General features: G+C 70.8%; 17 protein-coding genes, 1 tRNA gene and 1 pseudogene. 18 read left to right on the top strand and 1 reads right to left on the bottom strand.

Features of this window, described 5'->3' with window-relative positions; genetic code table 11:
* The first annotated feature begins 8 nt into the window (after nucleotides 1-8).
* From AB0J55_RS40570 to AB0J55_RS40540, 7 genes are all read left to right on the top strand, one after another.
* Complete coding sequence (locus AB0J55_RS40570) at nucleotides 9-938, top strand: ABC transporter permease (protein WP_364261596.1); 930 nt, start codon at nucleotides 9-11, stop codon at nucleotides 936-938.
* Nucleotides 931-1,884 carry an ABC transporter permease gene (locus AB0J55_RS40565; RefSeq protein ID WP_364261593.1) on the top strand — a complete coding sequence of 318 codons (954 nt, stop codon included), beginning with the start codon at nucleotides 931-933 and terminating at the stop codon, nucleotides 1,882-1,884. Before AB0J55_RS40570 ends, AB0J55_RS40565 begins: the two co-directional genes overlap by 8 nt.
* A 5-nt stretch (nucleotides 1,885-1,889) precedes the next feature.
* Nucleotides 1,890-2,885: an ABC transporter ATP-binding protein gene (locus tag AB0J55_RS40560; protein ID WP_364261590.1), complete on the top strand. Its 996-nt coding sequence runs from the start codon at nucleotides 1,890-1,892 to the stop codon at nucleotides 2,883-2,885.
* Entirely contained in the window at nucleotides 2,878-3,876 is a 999-nt protein-coding gene (locus tag AB0J55_RS40555) for a dipeptide ABC transporter ATP-binding protein (protein WP_364261587.1), read from the top strand. Before AB0J55_RS40560 ends, AB0J55_RS40555 begins: the two co-directional genes overlap by 8 nt.
* Before the next feature lie 74 nt (nucleotides 3,877-3,950).
* Nucleotides 3,951-5,672 carry a S8 family serine peptidase gene (locus AB0J55_RS40550; protein WP_364261584.1) on the top strand — a complete coding sequence of 574 codons (1,722 nt, stop codon included), beginning with the start codon at nucleotides 3,951-3,953 and terminating at the stop codon, nucleotides 5,670-5,672.
* 177 nt (nucleotides 5,673-5,849) lie between these two features.
* Nucleotides 5,850-6,686 carry a hypothetical protein gene (locus AB0J55_RS40545; protein WP_364261581.1) on the top strand — a complete coding sequence of 279 codons (837 nt, stop codon included), beginning with the start codon at nucleotides 5,850-5,852 and terminating at the stop codon, nucleotides 6,684-6,686.
* A complete protein-coding gene (locus AB0J55_RS40540; RefSeq protein WP_364261578.1) occupies nucleotides 6,683-7,450 on the top strand; it encodes a hypothetical protein in 768 nt (255 codons plus the stop codon). Before AB0J55_RS40545 ends, AB0J55_RS40540 begins: the two co-directional genes overlap by 4 nt.
* Before the next feature lie 3 nt (nucleotides 7,451-7,453).
* On the opposite strand, the gene AB0J55_RS40535 is transcribed toward AB0J55_RS40540, so the two are convergent.
* Nucleotides 7,454-8,947: a peptidase S10 gene (locus AB0J55_RS40535; RefSeq protein ID WP_364261575.1), complete on the bottom strand. Its 1,494-nt coding sequence runs from the start codon at nucleotides 8,945-8,947 to the stop codon at nucleotides 7,454-7,456.
* A 48-nt stretch (nucleotides 8,948-8,995) separates the two neighbouring features.
* On the opposite strand from AB0J55_RS40535, the gene AB0J55_RS40530 reads away from it, so the two are divergent.
* The 11 genes and pseudogenes from AB0J55_RS40530 (at nucleotide 8,996) to AB0J55_RS40480 (ending at nucleotide 16,697) form a co-directional block, all read left to right on the top strand.
* A complete protein-coding gene (locus tag AB0J55_RS40530; protein ID WP_364261572.1) occupies nucleotides 8,996-9,655 on the top strand; it encodes an endonuclease V in 660 nt (219 codons plus the stop codon).
* The gene (locus AB0J55_RS40525; RefSeq protein WP_364261569.1) at nucleotides 9,652-10,335 is read left to right on the top strand and encodes a uracil-DNA glycosylase; all 684 of its coding nucleotides are present in this window, start codon (nucleotides 9,652-9,654) and stop codon (nucleotides 10,333-10,335) included. The genes AB0J55_RS40530 and AB0J55_RS40525 overlap by 4 nt, the downstream gene beginning before the upstream one ends.
* Before the next feature lie 84 nt (nucleotides 10,336-10,419).
* Nucleotides 10,420-11,754 (top strand): NAD(P)/FAD-dependent oxidoreductase, encoded by a 1,335-nt coding sequence (locus tag AB0J55_RS40520; RefSeq protein ID WP_310973783.1) that lies wholly within the window; start codon nucleotides 10,420-10,422, stop codon nucleotides 11,752-11,754.
* A gap of 195 nt (nucleotides 11,755-11,949) precedes the next feature.
* Nucleotides 11,950-13,272, top strand: a complete 1,323-nt coding sequence (locus AB0J55_RS40515) for a ricin-type beta-trefoil lectin domain protein (protein ID WP_364261566.1) — start codon at nucleotides 11,950-11,952, stop codon at nucleotides 13,270-13,272.
* Nucleotides 13,273-13,365: 93 nt separating this feature from the next.
* Nucleotides 13,366-13,442 (top strand) — tRNA-Leu (locus AB0J55_RS40510).
* Between the two features lie 91 nt (nucleotides 13,443-13,533).
* Nucleotides 13,534-13,680, top strand: a complete 147-nt coding sequence (locus tag AB0J55_RS40505) for a hypothetical protein (protein ID WP_364261563.1) — start codon at nucleotides 13,534-13,536, stop codon at nucleotides 13,678-13,680.
* Between the two features lie 382 nt (nucleotides 13,681-14,062).
* A pseudogene (locus AB0J55_RS40500) lies at nucleotides 14,063-14,410 on the top strand (permease); the annotation flags it as partial.
* A gap of 40 nt (nucleotides 14,411-14,450) precedes the next feature.
* Nucleotides 14,451-14,921 (top strand): permease, encoded by a 471-nt coding sequence (locus AB0J55_RS40495; RefSeq protein WP_364261681.1) that lies wholly within the window; start codon nucleotides 14,451-14,453, stop codon nucleotides 14,919-14,921.
* Nucleotides 14,918-15,607 carry a TIGR03943 family protein gene (locus tag AB0J55_RS40490; protein WP_364261678.1) on the top strand — a complete coding sequence of 230 codons (690 nt, stop codon included), beginning with the start codon at nucleotides 14,918-14,920 and terminating at the stop codon, nucleotides 15,605-15,607. Before AB0J55_RS40495 ends, AB0J55_RS40490 begins: the two co-directional genes overlap by 4 nt.
* A gap of 43 nt (nucleotides 15,608-15,650) precedes the next feature.
* Complete coding sequence (locus AB0J55_RS40485) at nucleotides 15,651-16,406, top strand: PIG-L deacetylase family protein (RefSeq protein WP_364261560.1); 756 nt, start codon at nucleotides 15,651-15,653, stop codon at nucleotides 16,404-16,406.
* Between the two features lie 126 nt (nucleotides 16,407-16,532).
* Complete coding sequence (locus AB0J55_RS40480) at nucleotides 16,533-16,697, top strand: hypothetical protein (protein ID WP_364261557.1); 165 nt, start codon at nucleotides 16,533-16,535, stop codon at nucleotides 16,695-16,697.
* The last annotated feature ends 36 nt before the right edge of the window (nucleotides 16,698-16,733 follow it).

The raw sequence follows: 16,733 nt of genomic DNA, 5'->3' as shown, positions 1-16,733 counted from the left end.
AACTCGTCATGACCCGCTATGTCCTGCGACGGCTGCTCCAGCTGATCCCGGTGTTCTTCGGCACCACGTTCCTCATCTACGTCCTGGTCTGGGCCGTGCCCGGCGACCCGTTCTCCGGCAAGTGCGGCCAGGTCGCCTGCCCGCCGGCCTACATCGCGCAGATGACCGAAAAGTTCCACCTCGACGACAACATCTTCGTCCAGTACTTCAAGTACCTCGGGAGCCTGTTCACCGGCGACTGGGGCGAAACCTTCAACGGCACGTCCGTCGGCGAGCTGATCGCCACGTCCTACCCGATCACGCTGCGCCTGGCGGTGATCGCGGTGATCATCGAAGCGGTCATCGGGCTGACCGCCGGTGTGCTGACCGGCCTGCGCGGCAAGGGTTTCCTCGACAACCTCGTGCTGGTCTCGACCACGTTCCTGATCTCGCTGCCGGTGTTCGTCACCGCGATCGTGCTGCAGCTGGCCCTGGGCGCCAACGGCCTCGGCTGGATCGAAGCGAGCGTCTCGGACAACCCGAGCGTCGGCGAGCTCATCGTGCCGGGCATCGCCCTCGGCAGCCTGTCCATGGCTTACGTGGCCCGGCTGGCGAGAACGAGCATCGCCGAGAACCGCCGCGCCGACTACGTCCGGACGGCGATCGCGAAGGGCCAGCCGCAGAGCCGGGTCGTGCTCGTGCACCTGCTGCGCAACTCGGTGATCCCGGTGCTCACCTTCCTCGGCACCGACCTCGGCGCCCTGATGGGCGGCGCGATCGTCACCGAAGGCGTGTTCAACATCAACGGCCTCGGCGGCCTCATCTTCCGCGGCATCCAGAACCGGGAGAGCGCGACGGTCGTCGGCGTGGTCGTCCTGCTGGTGCTGGTGTACCTGCTGATGAGCCTGGTCGTCGACCTGCTGTACGCCGTTCTCGACCCGAGGATCCGCTATGACTGACCCGAACCTGATCGGCGGCGGCGGGGCCGACGCGGCGGAACTGTCCCGTGTGGACGATTCCGCCGGCGGCCCGCAGAAACCCCGCAGCCTGTGGAGCGACGCGTGGCGCCAGCTGCGGCGCAAGCCGGCGGTGCTCGCCTCGGCGGTGATCATCCTGTTCATCGTGCTGATCGCGATCGCGCCCGGCCTGTTCGCCTCGCGCGACCCGCGCTTCAGCGACCTGCTGCACGCCAACGAAGGCCCGTCCGCGGACGCCTGGTTCGGCTACGACAACCAGGGCCAGGACGTCTACGTCCGCACGATCTACGGCACCCGGGCGTCGGTGCTGGTCGGCGTGTTCTCGACGGCGCTGACCGTGCTCTTCGGCTCGGTGATCGGCATCCTCGCCGGCTACTACGGCCGGATCGTCGACAGCCTGCTGTCGCGCTTCGGCGACATCTTCGCCGGCCTGCCGTTCGTGCTCGGCGCGATCGTCATCCTGACCACGTTCAACGCGCCGGGGTCGAGCCCCGGCGCGGTCACGATCGTCGTGCAGGTGGTCTGCTCGATCGCGGTGCTGAGCTGGCCGGTCGCGATGCGGATCATGCGCTCGGCGACGCTGGTGGCCAAGCAGCTCGACTACGTCAAGGCCGCCCGCGGCCTCGGCGCGAGCACCCCGCGGATCATCTTCCGGCACCTGCTGCCGAACACCCTCGCGCCGGTGCTGGTGTACGCCACCATCGCGCTCGGCGCGTTCATCGGGGCCGAGGCGACCCTGGCCTACCTCGGCATCGGCGTGCGGGCGCCGGTGCTTTCGTGGGGCGTGCTGATCGCGGACTCGCGGGACTACTTCCGGAACGACCCGCACATGCTGCTGTTCCCCGGCGCCTTCGTCACCCTGACCGTGCTGGCCTTCGTGATGCTGGGTGACGGCATCCGCGACGCGCTCGATCCGAAGTCGAGGTAGCTCCCTTGTCCGACAACGAACTTCTCCTCGAGGTCGAGGACCTGCACGTCGAGTTCCGGACGTCCGACGGCGTGGCGAACGTGCTCAACGGCGTCAGCTACTCGGTGCACGCCGGTGAAACCCTGGCCGTGCTCGGGGAATCCGGCTCCGGCAAGAGCGTCACCGCCCAGACGGTGATGGGGATCCTCGACGTGCCGCCGGGGGTGATCACCGCCGGCGCCGTCCGCTGGCGCGGCGAAAACCTGCTGACGGCGACCGCAGAACGCCGCCGTGAGGTGCGCGGCAGCGAGATCGCGATGATCTTCCAGGACGCGCTGTCCGCGCTGAACCCGGTGTTCACCGTGGGGTTCCAGATCGAGGAACAGCTGCGTGTCCGGCTCGGTATGTCCAAAAAGGACGCGCGCAAGCGCGCGGTCGAACTTCTCGACATCGTCCGGATCCCCGCGGCGGAGCGCCGGATCAAGGACTACCCGCACCAGTTCTCCGGCGGCATGCGCCAGCGCGCGATGATCGCGATGTCGCTGGCCCTGGACCCGGACCTGCTCATCGCGGACGAGCCGACCACCGCCCTCGACGTCACCGTCCAGGCCCAGATCATGGACCTGCTGCACGAGATCCAGGCCGAGCGCAAGATGGGGCTGGTGCTCATCACCCACGACCTCGGGGTGGTCGCCGAGGTCGCCGACCGGATCGCGGTGATGTACGCGGGCCGGATCGTCGAGCAGGCCGACGCCGTCGAGCTGTTCCGCGCGCCGGGCCACCCGTACACCGCCGCGCTGATGGACTCCCTGCCCCGGCTCGACCTCAAGGGACAGACCCTGGAAACCATCAAGGGCCTGCCGCCCAGCCTGCTGCACATCCCGCCGGGCTGCCCGTTCCACCCGCGGTGCAAGCGGGCCGAAGCCCGGTGCAGCGTCGACGTCCCGCCGCAGCACGCGATCGGCTTCGGCCGCACCAGCGCGTGCCACTTCGCCGAAGAGGTGGTGAGCTCCCGTGCCTGACCCCATCCTCTCGGTCACCGGACTCCAGAAGTACTTCCCGGTCCGCACCGGCATCCTGTTCAAGAAGACGATCGGCCAGGTCAAGGCGGTCGACGGCGTCTCGTTCGACCTGATGCCGGGCGAGACGCTCGGCGTCGTCGGCGAGTCCGGCTGCGGCAAGTCGACGCTCGCCCAGGTCCTGATGCGGCTGGAGGAGCCGACCGGCGGCACCGCGAAGTTCGAAGGCCGCGACATCTTCGCCATGCGCGGGGCCGAGCTGCGGAAACTGCGCCGTGAGATCCAGATCGTGCTGCAGGACCCGTACACCTCGCTCAACCCGCGGATGACCGTCGGCGACATCGTCGGCGAGCCGTTCGAAATCCACTCGGAAGTCGCGCCCAAGGGGTCGCGGGCGGGCAAGGTGCGCGAACTGCTGGAGGTGGTCGGGCTCAACCCCGAGCACCTCAACCGCTACCCGCACCAGTTCTCCGGCGGCCAGCGCCAGCGCATCGGCATCGCGCGGGCACTCGCGCTGCGGCCCAAGGTGATCATCTGCGACGAGCCGGTGTCCGCTTTGGACGTCTCGATCCAGGCGCAGGTGATGAACCTGCTCGGCGAGCTGCAGGGCGAGTTCGGCCTGTCCTACGTCTTCATCGCGCACGACCTTTCGGTGGTGCGGCACCTGTCGAACCGGGTCGCGGTGATGTACCTGGGCAAGATCGTCGAGCTCGGCACCGACGAGGAGATCTACGAACGGCCGTCGCACCCGTACACCCAGGCGCTGCTGTCGGCGGTCCCGGTGGCGGACCCGTCCGTGCGCGGGCGCCGCCAGGTGATCCGGCTGACCGGCGACGTGCCGAGCCCGCTGGATCCCCCGTCCGGGTGCCGGTTCCGCACGCGGTGCTGGAAGGCCCAGGACCGGTGCGCGACCGAGGTGCCGGAACTGGTGCCCAGGACGGACGGGCACTTGTCAGCTTGTCACTTCGCCGAGCAGAAGTCGGTTGTTCCATAACGTACTTTTTGCCGTTGTATGCGCTATGTCCGGTCTATACGGTGCAGGAACCGCTTTCCGCGAGGAGGAGAAACGTGAAGAGACCCAGGCTTCTGGCCGCGGTGCTGGCCGTGCCGCTGTTCGGCGCGGTGTCCGCCGTCGCGGTCCCGGCCGCGTCGGCGCAGCCCGCGCTGTCCGGCCCGGCGACCGAATTCACCGTGCTCGCCAAGGACGTCCAGAGCATCGGCACCGCCCAGCAGGCGATCAAGGCCGCGGGCGGCACGGTCCTGGAGACCAACACCGCGGTCGGCCTCATCAAGGCCAGCGCGCCGGCCACCGGCTTCACCGAGCGCGTGGCCGCGAACCGCGCGGTGTTCGGTGCGGCCAAGTCGCAGGTCATCGGCTCGCTGCCGAAGAACGGCAAGAAGGTCAAGAGCGACAACGTCGAGAAGGAAGGCCGCGGCGCCGCCTCTTCGAAGAAGGCCGCCGCCAAGGCCGCCGGGATGGACCCGCTGGACGACCAGCTCTGGGGCCTCAAGTCCGTCCGCTCGGACCTCTCGCGCACCAAGCAGCCGGGCAGCAAGCAGGTCAAGGTCGGCGTCATCGACACCGGCATCGACGGCACGCACCCGGACATCGCGCCGAACTTCGACGAGGCCGACTCGCGCAACTTCACCCGCGACATCCCGACCGACGTCAACGGCGTCGAGGTCGACGGCCCGTGCGAGTTCCGCGGCTGCGTCGACCCGGTCAACCACGACGACGGCGGGCACGGCACGCACGTCGCCGGCACCATCGCCGCCGCGGCCAACGGCTTCGGCGTCTCCGGTGTCGCGCCGAACGTGACGCTGGTGAACATCCGCGCCGGCCAGGACTCGGGCTACTTCTTCCTGCAGCCGACCGTCGACGCGCTGACCTACGCCGGCGACGCGGGCATCGACGTGGTCAACATGTCGTTCTACACCGACCCGTGGCTGTACAACTGCACGGCGAACCCGGCGGACTCGCCCGCCGAGCAGGCCGAGCAGCGCACGATCATCGAGGCGACCCAGCGCGCGCTGAACTACGCGCACCGCAAGGGCGTCACGATGGTGGTCGCGCTGGGCAACCAGCACACCGACCTGGGCGCGCCGCAGCCGGACACCACGAGCCCGGACTACCCGGCGAACAGCACGCACCCGCGCACGGTGGACAACAGCTCGTGCCTGAACCTGCCGGTCGAGGGCAACCACACGATCGGCGTGAGCTCGTTCGGGCCGTCGCAGAAGAAGGCGGACTACTCGAACTACGGCTTGGAGCAGATCTCGGTGTCGGCGCCGGGCGGCTTCTTCCGCGACGGCTTCGGCACGCCGTGGTACCGCACGGTCGAGAACGAGATCCTCTCGACGTACCCGAAGAACGTCGGCATCGCCGAGGGCAACATCGACGCGGACGGCAACATCACCGAGGCGGGCCTGACCGCGGGCGTGAAGAAGGCGACCGCGCCCGACGGCCGCGTCGGCTACTACCAGTGGCTGCAGGGCACGTCGATGGCGACCCCGCACGCGACCGGCGTCGCGGCGCTGATCATCTCGCAGTACGGCAAGAAGTCCCACGGCGAGTTCGGCCTGGACCCGGACAAGGTCCAGCGCGTCCTCGAGGGCACGGCGGCGAAGATCGCCTGCCCGGTCCCGCGCACGGTGGACTACCTGAAGGAGGGCCGCGACGCGACGTTCACGGCCACCTGCGAGGGTGACCCGTCGTTCAACGGCTTCTACGGCCACGGCGCAGTCGACGCCTACGCGGCGGTGACGCGCGGATCGCAGTACCTGAAGTAGCGTTCGCCGAAACGGCCCACCCCGTGCCGGGGTGGGCCGTTCCGCCGCGCTGCACGGCATTCACGAGCCGACGCGGCTCGACGAAGTTGTCGTGGCGCTGTTCGAACGGTTCTTCGACACCTGAGGCAACCGCTGGGGCCCGGCGCGCGTGAACGAGGTGACTGGGGGGGTGTTCTGGTGATCGTGCGTGAACCGGCGTTGCCGGTCGACCCGAGACTGCCCGGCGAGCCGACCCTGCTCGACGTGGCCCGAGCCCGGGCCTGGCTGGGCCGCCGCGGGGTGCAGGTGTGGCTGCCGACGCGGCTGCTCGCCCTGCGCCTCGGCGCGCGCGGCTTCGCGACTCGCGGGTTGCCGGGTTACCTGATCCTCGTCGCGTGCCTGTGGTGGTTCGGCGGTGCCCTGTTCCACGCGGTGGAGCTGCCGGGCCGGGCCGCGGTTTCCGCGCTGGTCATCGCCCTGTACCAGGTGCTGCGCCTGCGTCAGGTGCAGGCCGGCGAGCAGGTCGCCGAGCGTCTCGCAGGCACCGGGAGCCCGCCCGCGCCCCGCGTGGCGGCGCGGCAGGTCGGCTGGTGGTACCTGGCCGCGGTGGCCGTCACGTTCGCCGGCGGGGCGGTCCTCTGCGCGGCGTCGTTCCTGACGCGGCCGCAGTTCGCCTGGCAGCACTGGTACCCGCCGTCCGTCGAAATCGGGCTGCACACGTTCGCGCTGGCCGCCGGCGCCGGGGCGACCGCCTGGGCGCTCGCCCGGGCCTTCCGCGCGCCCGTGATCGCGGAGGACGAGGCGTCCCGGTGGGTCGACGAGGTGCTGCGGGCCGAGGACGGCCTCCGGTTCGCCGCCTGCGCCGGGTACGCCCTGCTGGCGATGCCGGTGTTCGTGGTCGACTGGGCGGCACCGGGCACGCTGGGCTGGTGGGCGCTGGCCTACCTGGTGACCGTGGCCGGGCTGCTGCTGACCGGCTGGCTGCTGGTCCGCCGCCGGTACCGCCGGCTGCCGCCCGGGTTCTACGGCCGATGAGCGGCCCTGACCAGCCGACGGTTGCGGAAGTCAATCTGACGAGGGCGTGGCTCGCGCGGCGCGGCATCGAGGTGGAGTGGCCGGCGCGGCTGCTGGCGGTGCGCGTCGGATCCCGCGAGCAGGCCCAGCGGGCGAACACGGCCTACGGCATCTTCGTGGGCTTGGTGTGGGCGGTCGTCGTCCTGCCGCCGGTCCCGGTGCCGCCCAAGTTCGTGCTGGTCAGCCTGGTCTTCACGGTGCACCCGCTGCTGCAGTGGCGCCGCGTCCGGGCCCGCGAACGCCTCGCCGCCCGGCTGGCGCCCCCGGGCGCCCGCCTCCCGTGGCGGGTGGCGGCCGCCCAGGTGGGCTGGTGGTACCTGACCTCGGCGCTGGTCACGTACGGCGGCGGCGTCGTGCTGTGCGCCGCCCGGTTCGCGACGAGTCCCCCGGCGGCCGCGGGCTGGGCGGTGGCGTTGGCGATCGGAGCCGCCGGCACGGTCCTGGTGCTCGGCCCGGTGCTGCGTGACCCGGTGATCGCCGAGGACGCGGCATCGCTGGGTGTCGACGCGGCGTTGCGCGCGTACGACGCCGTGGTGTTCGCACCGGCGGCGGCGCTCACGCTGCTGGCCTGGATCGACCTCGACGCCACCTGGCCGGCCATGCCCCCGTGGTTCCCGGTGCGGGTGGCCTACGTCCTCCTGGCCATCGGCCCGCTGCTCGCGGAGCGTCTCAGCCGCCGGTACCGGTCCCTGCCGCCGGGCGCCTACGGCACGGCGGCAGGGTGAGAGTCAGCGGTTCGACGCCCGCTTGACGAACTTCGCCAGGTCCTTCGACTGCTGCACCCGGGTCGGCTCGTGGACGTACATCATGTGCCCCGCCGGGTAGTACGCCGTGTCGATGTTGTCCCGCAGTTCCTCCGGGATGTGCAGGTGGGCCAGCACGTGCTCGGCGGCGAAGTACGCCGTCGCGCCGTCGTAGTGGCCGAACGCCACGTGCACCTTCAGGTGCGGGTTCGCGCGCATCGCCGCGCTCACCGAGTCGACCACCGACACCGAGCGGCCCTCGAAGTCCGAGTACGACCAGGCCTTGAACGTGTCCTCGCTGATGATCTCGTACGGCAGGTCGTTCTCGTAGCCGAGCTCGGCCCGCACGTAGTGGTTGAACGCCGCCGCGTAGGCGCCCACCACGCGGGAGATCGACGGGTCGTCGCTCATGTGCTCGCGGCCGCCGTCCGGCTCCCACGTCGTGAACCGGCCGTCCATCCGGCCCACCACCAGGCCGCGGTCGCGCAGCAGCTCGGTGAAGAACCGCACGTGCTCGATCCGCAGGTTCACCCGGTCCACATAGGACTCGCTCAGCCCGGTCAGCGACGCCAGCGTGGCCACCGCCTCCGCCCGGTCCTGAGTGGACAGCCGGGCCCCGCGCGCCAGCGCCCACGGCAGGTCCTTCGCCGCGAAGTCCTCGGCGTCGGCGAGGACGTCGTCGAGCGGGCGCTCGCCGTGCAGGCCGTGGTAGTGCGCGATCGCCGCGTACGTCGGCACGAACAGCGAGTAGGGGAGGTCGTTGCCCTCGGTGAACCGCAGCGTGCCCAGGTCGAGCACGGACGAGATGAGCAGCAGGCCGTTCAGGTAGAGCCCGTGCCGGTCCTGCAGGTGCGCGGCCAGCCCGGCGGCCCGCAGCGTGCCGTAGGACTCGCCGGCCAGGAACTTCGGCGACAGCCAGCGCTGGTGCCGCGACACCCACAGCCGGATGACCTCGCCGACGGACTCGATGTCGCCCTTGAAGCCGTGGAAGTCCTTGGTCTCGCCGCCTTCGGAGGCGCGCGAGTAGCCGGTCGACACCGGGTCGATGAACACCAGGTCGCTGTGCGTGAGCAGCGTCTCGGGGTTGTCGGCCAGCCCGTACGGCGGCGGCACCAGGTCGTCGACGTCGCCCGAAAGCACCCGCCGCGGCCCGAGCAGGCCCATGTGCAGCCAGATGCTCGACGAACCGGGGCCGCCGTTGAAGGCGAACGTCACCGGCCGCGAACCCGGGTCGGCGTCGTCGAGGGTGTAGGAGGTGACGAACACCTCGGCCTTCGCCTTGAAGCCCTCGGACTTGCCGTCCTTGACGACCTCCTTGCGGAGGACGATCCGCCCCGCCTTCGCCGTGTACGCGAGCTTCTTGCGCTTCACGGTGAGCGTGTGCCGGGTCGTGACGATGTCGTCGGTCGGCTCGGCCGGGATCTCGGTGCTTTCCGCGGCCTTCTTCTCGGGAGCCTCTTCGGGGGTGGTGTCCGCCATGGACCCAACTTAGTCGGCTCGAACGGCCTCCTGTGGCAGGGTGACCTGGTGCACACCGAGGACTGGCCTGCGACGGTCGGGGAAGCGCTCGCCACGCAGGAACGGCTGCGCGGCCTGGTGGACCTCACCGACGACCTCCTCGAACTGCCGCCGACGGTCACCGGCCTCGACGTCGCCTACGACGGGGGCGACGGGATCGCCGCGGCCGTCGTCACCCTCGAAACCGCCGGGCTCACCGTGGTCGAAGCGCGGACGCACCGCGCGAAAGCCGTCTTCCCGTACGAGCCGGGCCTGTTCGCCTTCCGCGAGCTGCCGCCGCTGCTGGCCGCGCTGGACCGGCTGGAGCGCACCCCCGACGTCCTGGTCTGCGACGGCCACGGCCTCGCCCACCCGCGCCGCTTCGGCCTGGCCTGCCACCTCGGCGTGCTGACCGGGCTGCCCGCGTTCGGCGTCGGCAAGACGCGGTTCGTCGGCACCCACGGTTCTCCGGGGCCCTCGCGGGGTATGTCGGTGCCGTTGGTCGACGCCGGGGAGGAGGTCGGTGCCGTGCTGCGGACCCAGGACGGCGTCAAGCCGGTGTACGTCTCGGCCGGGCACCGGATCAGCTTGGCCCACGCCTGCCGGCTGACCCTCGCGCTGACCCCGCGCTACCGGCTGCCCGAAACCACCCGGCAGGCCGACCGGTCGTCCCGGGCGGCGCTGCGATGAGGTCACTGGCCGAGCTCGACACCGCGGTCGCGGGCTGCCGCGCGTGCCCCCGCCTGGTCGCCTGGCGCGAGGGCGTCGCCGGCACCAAAGCCGCCTTCCGCGGTGAGCAGTACTGGTCCCGCCCGGTCCCCGGCTTCGGCCCGCCGGACGCGTCCCTCGCCGTCGTCGGCCTCGCTCCTTCCGCCCACGGCGCCAACCGCACCGGGCGCATGTTCACCGGCGACCCCTCGGGCGACTTCCTCTTCCGCGTCCTGCACGAGGTCGGGCTCGCGTCGCAGCCGACGTCGACGGCGATCGGCGACGGGCTGGAGCTCTACGGCACCCGGCTCGTCTCGCCGGTGCGCTGCGCCCCGCCGGAGAACAAGCCCACCCCGGCCGAGCGGGACACCTGCCGTCCGTGGCTCGCCGAAGAACTGGCACTGTTACGTCCGACACTGCGCTCGGTCGTGGTGCTCGGCGCGTTCGGGTGGCAGGCGTTGCTGCCCGTGCTCGAGGCGGCGGGCTGGGCGGTCCCGCAGCCGCGGCCGGCGTTCGCGCACGGTGCCGTGCTCGAACTCGGCGACCTGCGCGTTTTCGGCTGTTATCACGTCTCGCCGCGCAATGTCCAGACACACCGCGTGACCCACGCCATGGTGGCGGACGTCTTCCGGGCCGCGACCTCGGTGACACCTCAGAACTGAATCGTTACGGAAACCGCAGCGACGCTGGTCACAGCCGGATGGGGCCCCCGAGCGAGGTCGCGGCGAAGGTGTCACCATGAGGACATGGCTGCTGCGAAGTCGAAGTCGGAACCGACTCGGATCCTCGTCCTCGGTGGTGGGTACGTCGGGCTCTACACGGCGTACGGCCTCCAGAAGATGCTCCGGGCCAACGAGGCCTCCGTGACCGTCGTTGACCCGCAGCCCCACATGACCTACGCGCCGTTCCTCCCGGAGGCCGCGGCCGGCGCGATCGAGCCCCGGCACGTGGTCGTGCCGCTGCGGCGGGTGCTCAAGCGCTGCCACGTGCTGACCGCGCGCGTCACCAAGATCGAGAACGAGAAGAAGTCCGTAACGGTCGAGGCGGCCGACGGCCACATCGAGCAGCTCGGCTACGACATCCTGGTCGTCGCCCTCGGCGCCGTCGCGCGCATCCTGCCGATCCCGGGCCTGGTCGAGGAGGGCATCGCCTTCAAGACCATCGGCGAGGCGATCTACCTGCGCAACCACATCATGACCAAGCTCGACGAGGCGGCCAGCACGCTCGACCCCGAGCTGCGCAAGCGCCTGCTGACGTTCACCGTCGTCGGCGGCGGGTTCGCCGGCATCGAGGCGCTGGCCGAGCTCGAGGACATGACCCGGTTCGCGGTGGAGAACTACTACCCGAACATCAAGACCTCCGACATCCGCTGGGTGCTCGTCGAGGCGGCCGGCCGGATCCTGCCCGAGGTCCGCGAGACCCTCGGGGTCTACACGGTCGAGCAGCTGGAGAAGCGCGGCATCGAGGTCTACCTGTCGACCGCGGCGAAGTCGTTCGAGAACGGTCACGTCGTGCTCTCGGACGGCACCGAGTTCGACACCGACACGATCATCTGGACCGCCGGCGTGAAGGCCAACCCGGTGCTGGCCAACTCTGACCTGCCGCTCGACAAGCGCGGCCGGCTCGAGGCGACCGCCGCGATGCAGGTCGTGGGTCACCCGGACGTGTGGACCGCGGGCGACAACGCGGCCATCCCGGACCTTTCGCGCACCGAAGAGGACCCGACGGCGACCTGCCCGCCGAACGCGCAGCACGCGGTCCGGCAGGCCCGCCTGCTGGCGAAGAACATCATCAAGGTCCTGCGCGGCGGCAAGCCGAAGGACTACTTCCACAAGAACCTCGGCGCGGTGGCGAGCCTCGGCCTGCACAAGGGCGTGGCCGACGCGCTGAACCTGAAGATCAAGGGCTTCCCGGCCTGGCTGTTCCACCGCGCCTACCACCTCAAGGCGATGCCGACGTGGAACCGCCGCATCCGGATCCTGTTCGACTGGATCCTGGGCGGGCTGTTCCGGCGTGAGGTGATCTCGCTCGGGCAGATCAACAACCCGAAGGACGAGTTCGCGCGCGTTTCGAAGTCCTGACGCTCTTTCCCCCGAAGCCCCCGGCCCCCGCGGCCGGGGGCTTTCGGCGTTTTCGGGGCTATTACGGGGAAATGCCCGGCTGTTTGCCGGTGAGCGGGATGGTCTGGACAACTGACCCGGTGGGCGGGTAAACCCTTTCTTCACAACGCGGAATAAGTCCGCTCCCGCTCCGCCCCTCGGTCCCCTGGAGCTCCCATGTCCTTTCCCCGTACCAGAGCTGCCCTCACGGCGGCGGTGCTGAGCGCCGCCGTCGTCGCCGTTCCGCAGGCCGCCGCGGCCGGGCCGGCGTTCCCGGCCCACTACGCGGCGCCCTACCTGCAGATCAGCGACGCCGACGCCGGCGATATGGCCGCCGACCTCAGCGCCACCGGCACGAAGTTCTTCACGCTGGCGTTCCTGACCCCGCAGTCCGGCTGCACGCCGGTGTGGGAGGCGAACGGCACCGGCGTCGGCTCGTTCAAGTCCCAGATCAGCGCCCTGCAGGCGGCGGGCGGCAACGTCATCCCGTCGTTCGGCGGCGCCGAAGGCGGCGAACTGGCCCAGACCTGCACGAACACCGCCAGCCTCACCGCGGCGTACGCGAACGTGGTCAACACGTACGGCACGCCCCGCCTGGACTTCGACATCGAAGGCGGCGTCCTCGGCGACACGGCGTCCAACCAGCGCCGCAACTCGGCGCTGGCCGCGCTGCAGCAGCAGAACCCGGCGGTCCAGGTCGACTACACGCTGGCGGTCGACCCGTCGGGCATCCCGTCGAACGAGCTCGACCTGCTGCGCGACGCGAAGAACAAGGGCGTCAAGGTCAGCGTGGTCAACCTGATGGTGATGGACTTCTACGACGGCCAGCCGGTCCTGTCCGACGCGCTGTCGGCGGCGCGCGCGTCGGCGTCCCAGCTGGCGAGCCTGTACGGGATTTCGACGTCGGCGGCGTACGCGATGATGGGCCTGACCCCGATCGCGGGCCGCAACGACGACGGCGCCCAGTTCAGCCAGTCCGACGCCCAGCAGCTGGAGACGTTCGCGGCGCAGAACGGGGTCGCGGAACTGTCGTTCTGGGAGGTCCACGACTACGACCGGGCCACCGGCTACGCGTACTCGCGCATCTTCAACGCGATCTCGGGCAGCACCCCGCCACCACCGGCCGGCGGCACGATCACCGGCTACGGCGGCAAGTGCGTCGACGTGGCGGGCGCATCGACGGCGAACGGCACGGCAATCGACCTGTACACGTGCAACGGGACGAGCGCCCAGCAGTGGACGTCGACGGCGGGAACGCTGCGGGCGCTGGGGAAGTGCCTGGACGTGGCCGCGGCGGCCACGGCGAACGGGACGAAGGTCCAGCTCTACGACTGCAACGGTACGGGCGCCCAGCAGTGGACGCACACGGCATCGAACCAGCTGGTCAACCCGGCCTCGGGCAAGTGCCTGGACGCCACCGGCCCGAGTTCGGCCGACGGCACCCCACTGCAGATCTGGACGTGCACCGGCGCGGCAAACCAGTCCTGGACCCTGAACTGACGACCGGCGGGGCCCCGGGGGCCATTTCGGTGGTCGCCGGGGGTTTCGAGGTCTACCGGACAGGAGCCACCCCGATCACCTAGAGTGTGCGGTGCCCCCGTAGCCCAACCGGCAGAGGCAGTCGACTTAAAATCGATTCAGTGCGGGTTCGAGTCCCGTCGGGGGCACCATTCGCGCTGGTCGCTGGCTTGGAGTGGGCGTAGTGAAGATCTAGTGTCCCACTTACGCCCCACTTTCCCTGACCGGCAGATCGCCGAAACCATGTCGACGTCGAGCGAGATCTCCCCGGCCCAGCCGCTGTCCGCGGCCGGGAGCGGACTCGCCTGCCCGTTTTCGTTGACCTTCTTGAAACAGCCGTTCGCGGTGGTGCAGGCGGGCAGGCCGCTCTTCGGGGTGCACGACGCATGAATCACTCCTCGAGAGATCCTGCCGGAATGGTTCGGCCCCATGGGTGTCCTGTTTATGCAGTGGCGCGAATCGGCTACGCCGTCACGTCCGGTCCCGAACCGGACGAAACGGCTGGTGGCCGTGCCCGACGAAAGTCGTGAACCGCCCGCGACCTTCGTCGGGCGGCCGGGCGGAATGAACCGGGCCGGGCCGCTGCCCGTGTTCCAGGGCGGGTGTGGAGCGGAAGTACGGAGACCTCCTGGTGACTGCCATCGAAGAAAAACGCCGCAATCAGGACGGACCGGCGGGCTGGAACGCCGATCCCGTCCTCATCCTCACTCTTGTCCTGCTGGCCGGATTCCTGGCGCAGGGTCCGGTCCGGCGGCTGCTGGCCACCCCGGTGATGCAGAGCTGGCTGACGGTGTTCGTGGCGGTGGTCGTGCAGGCGCTGCCGTTCCTGGTCGTCGGTGTGCTGCTGTCGGCCGCGCTCGCGGTGTTCGTGCCGCCGTCGTTCTTCACCCGCGTGCTGCCGAAACGGCCGTCGCTGGCGGTTCCGGTCGCCGGTCTGGCCGGGGCGGTCCTGCCCGGCTGCGAATGCGCGTCGGTGCCCGTGGCCGGCGCGCTGGTGCGCGGCGGCGTGACGCCGTCGGCCGCCGTGGCGTTCCTGCTCTCCGCGCCGGCGATCAACCCCGTGGTGCTGACGGCGACGGCGGTCGCCTTCCCCGGGCAGCCGCGGATGGTCTTCGCCCGGTTCACGGCGAGCCTCGCCGCGTCGTGCGTGATGGGCCTGGTTGTGGCAACGGCTCGGCCGGCCGGACTGGCTGCGCCCGCGGTCCCACCACGCCCACGAGGACGGCGGCGGCCGGGGCGAGGCGTTCTGGGGGTCGGTGCGGCACGACGTCCTGCACGCGGGCGGGTTCCTCGTCGGCGGGGCGATGGCCGCGGCCACCCTCAAGGCCGTGGTGCCGTCGAGCTGGCTGTACGCCGCGGCCGGAAACCCGGCGGTGGCGGTCCTGGTGCTGTCGGTCCTCGCGGTGCTGCTGTCGATCTGCTCGGAGGCCGACGCGTTCGTCGCGTCGTCCCTGACCCAGTTCTCCCCGACGGCCCGGCTGGCGTTCCTGGTCGTCGGCCCGATGATCGACCTGAAGCTGTTCGGCATGCAGGCGGCGACGTTCGGCCGCGGGTTCGCGGCGCGGTTCGCGCCGGTGACGTTCGTCGTGGCCGCCGGGACCGCGGTGCTGACCGGGGCGGTGCTGCTGTGAACCGGACGGTGCAGGCGATCCTGCTGTTCCTCGTCGGCGGTGTCCTGCTGCACGCCGGCGTGACCGGGCTGTACCTGCGTTACGTCAAGGCCGGGCTGCGGCCGCTGGTGCTGGCGGCGGGAGTGGTGCTGGTGGTCGCGGCCGTCGCCACCGTCCGGTACGCGCGGCGCCGTCCCGCCGGCCACCGGGCACCCCGGATCTCGTGGCTGCTGGTGCTGCCGGTGTTCGCGCTGGTCCTCGCCGCGCCCCCGGCATTGGGCTCCTACAGCGCGATGCGCACCGGCACGGCCGTGACCGCGCCGCGGATCGCCGCCCCGCTCCCGGACGGCGATCCGGCCCCGCTCACCGTGATCGACTACGCCGACCGCGCGGTCTTCGACCACGGCCGGTCGCTGGCCGGCCGGACGGTCGTGATCACCGGGTTCGTGGCCTTCGACCGCTCCGGCGCGCCGTACCTGATCCGCATGCTCCTCAACTGCTGCGCCGCGGACGCCCAGCCCGTGAAGGTCGGCCTGGCCGGGCAGGTACCCCCGGTGCTGCAACCCGACTCGTGGCTCGAGGTCACCGGCAGCTACACCGCCCAACAGGCCGAGGACCCGGTCAACGGGGGCACCATCCCGTTCCTCGACGTCAAGCGGGCCCGGCCGGTCCCGCCACCGGCCGACCCGTACGAGAGTCGCGGTTAAGCAGCACGCCGATGGGCGGACTCCGCGCCCGGAATGCGGCAGGATGCCTGCTATGACACTGCCTGCCCTCCCCGAGGAAACCTTCCGCCGCGTGCTCTGCGTCGTCGCGCACCCCGATGACATGGAGTACGGCATGTCCGCCGCCGTCGCCCGGTGGACCTCTCGCGGGATCGAGGTCGCCTACCTGCTGCTCACCCGGGGAGAAGCCGGGATGCCGAACCCGCCCGAGGAGACCGCCCGGCTGCGTGTCGCCGAGCAGCGGGCCGCCTGCGACGTCGTCGGTGTCGAGCAGCTGACCGTTCTCGAACACCCCGACGGGGTGCTCGTCTACGGCCTCGACCTGCGCCGGGACATCTGCCGGGAGATCCGGCGGTTCAAGCCCGACGCCGTCTTCGGGTCCGCCTTCGACGTCGAGACCGGCTTCGGGTTCGACCAGGCCGACCACCGCGCCGCCGGGCTGGCGACGCTCGACGCCATCCGGGATGCCGGGAACCGGTGGGTTTTCCCCGAGCAGGTCACCGACGAGGGGCTCGAACCGCACTCCCCGCGCTGGTACCTCCAGCCCGGCTTCCAGAACGCGACCCACGGGGTCGACGTCACCGGAGAGCCGCTGCGGCGCGGTGTTGCCTCGCTCGAGGCGCACGCCGGCTACCTGGCCGCGCTGCCGGACCATCCCGTCCCGGCCGAGTTCATCCCGCAGTTCGCGGCGATGAGCGGGAAGCTCCTGGGGGTCGAGCACGCCGTCCTGTTCCGGGCGCACGACCTGCAGGCGCCGCCGGACTTCGACGCCGTGGACTGACCGCGGAAAGCGTGGTCCCGGCGGGCCTCACGGTCGTCCTGGTCGGCACGTCTCCCGCGGGTAAGCCTTTCGAGTGAACCTGCCGCGAACCGTTCGCGGAGGAGTGCCCGGCCGCCCCTGGGTGGCATGACGCGAGTGAACAAGGGACAGCCGGACGGATCGTCGCCGCTTGACCGGCTCTTCGTCGGCTCCGGGTCGATCTACGTCATCACCGGCTCGACGGCGGTCACCCTCGCGGTCGCCGCCTTGGCGGTGGCGCTCGTGGTGTCCGGTCACCGCCGGAGGGTGTGACACGGTGACGGCGTCCGCCGACTCATGCCACGATCC

The organism is Amycolatopsis sp. NPDC049688 (assembly GCF_040674975.1).
In the GTDB taxonomy this organism is placed as follows: Bacteria; Actinomycetota; Actinomycetes; order Mycobacteriales; family Pseudonocardiaceae; genus Amycolatopsis.
Note: the sequence above shows the minus strand (reverse complement) of the source record. Positions and strands in the feature narration are given on the sequence as shown.

What these genes read in the sequence shown, in the direction of transcription:
- AB0J55_RS40480 (WP_364261557.1), top strand. Translation starts at nt 16,533, where the DNA reads ATGACGCGAGTGAACAAGGGACAGCCGGACGGATCGTCGCCGCTTGAC.
- AB0J55_RS40520 (WP_310973783.1), top strand. Translation starts at nt 10,420, where the DNA reads ATGGCTGCTGCGAAGTCGAAGTCGGAACCGACTCGGATCCTCGTCCTC.
- AB0J55_RS40505 (WP_364261563.1), top strand. Translation starts at nt 13,534, where the DNA reads ATGTCGACGTCGAGCGAGATCTCCCCGGCCCAGCCGCTGTCCGCGGCC.
- AB0J55_RS40540 (WP_364261578.1), top strand. Translation starts at nt 6,683, where the DNA reads ATGAGCGGCCCTGACCAGCCGACGGTTGCGGAAGTCAATCTGACGAGG.
- AB0J55_RS40535 (WP_364261575.1), bottom strand. Translation starts at nt 8,947, where the DNA reads ATGGCGGACACCACCCCCGAAGAGGCTCCCGAGAAGAAGGCCGCGGAA.
- AB0J55_RS40570 (WP_364261596.1), top strand. Translation starts at nt 9, where the DNA reads ATGACCCGCTATGTCCTGCGACGGCTGCTCCAGCTGATCCCGGTGTTC.
- AB0J55_RS40525 (WP_364261569.1), top strand. Translation starts at nt 9,652, where the DNA reads ATGAGGTCACTGGCCGAGCTCGACACCGCGGTCGCGGGCTGCCGCGCG.
- AB0J55_RS40515 (WP_364261566.1), top strand. Translation starts at nt 11,950, where the DNA reads ATGTCCTTTCCCCGTACCAGAGCTGCCCTCACGGCGGCGGTGCTGAGC.
- AB0J55_RS40485 (WP_364261560.1), top strand. Translation starts at nt 15,651, where the DNA reads ATGCCTGCTATGACACTGCCTGCCCTCCCCGAGGAAACCTTCCGCCGC.
- AB0J55_RS40565 (WP_364261593.1), top strand. Translation starts at nt 931, where the DNA reads ATGACTGACCCGAACCTGATCGGCGGCGGCGGGGCCGACGCGGCGGAA.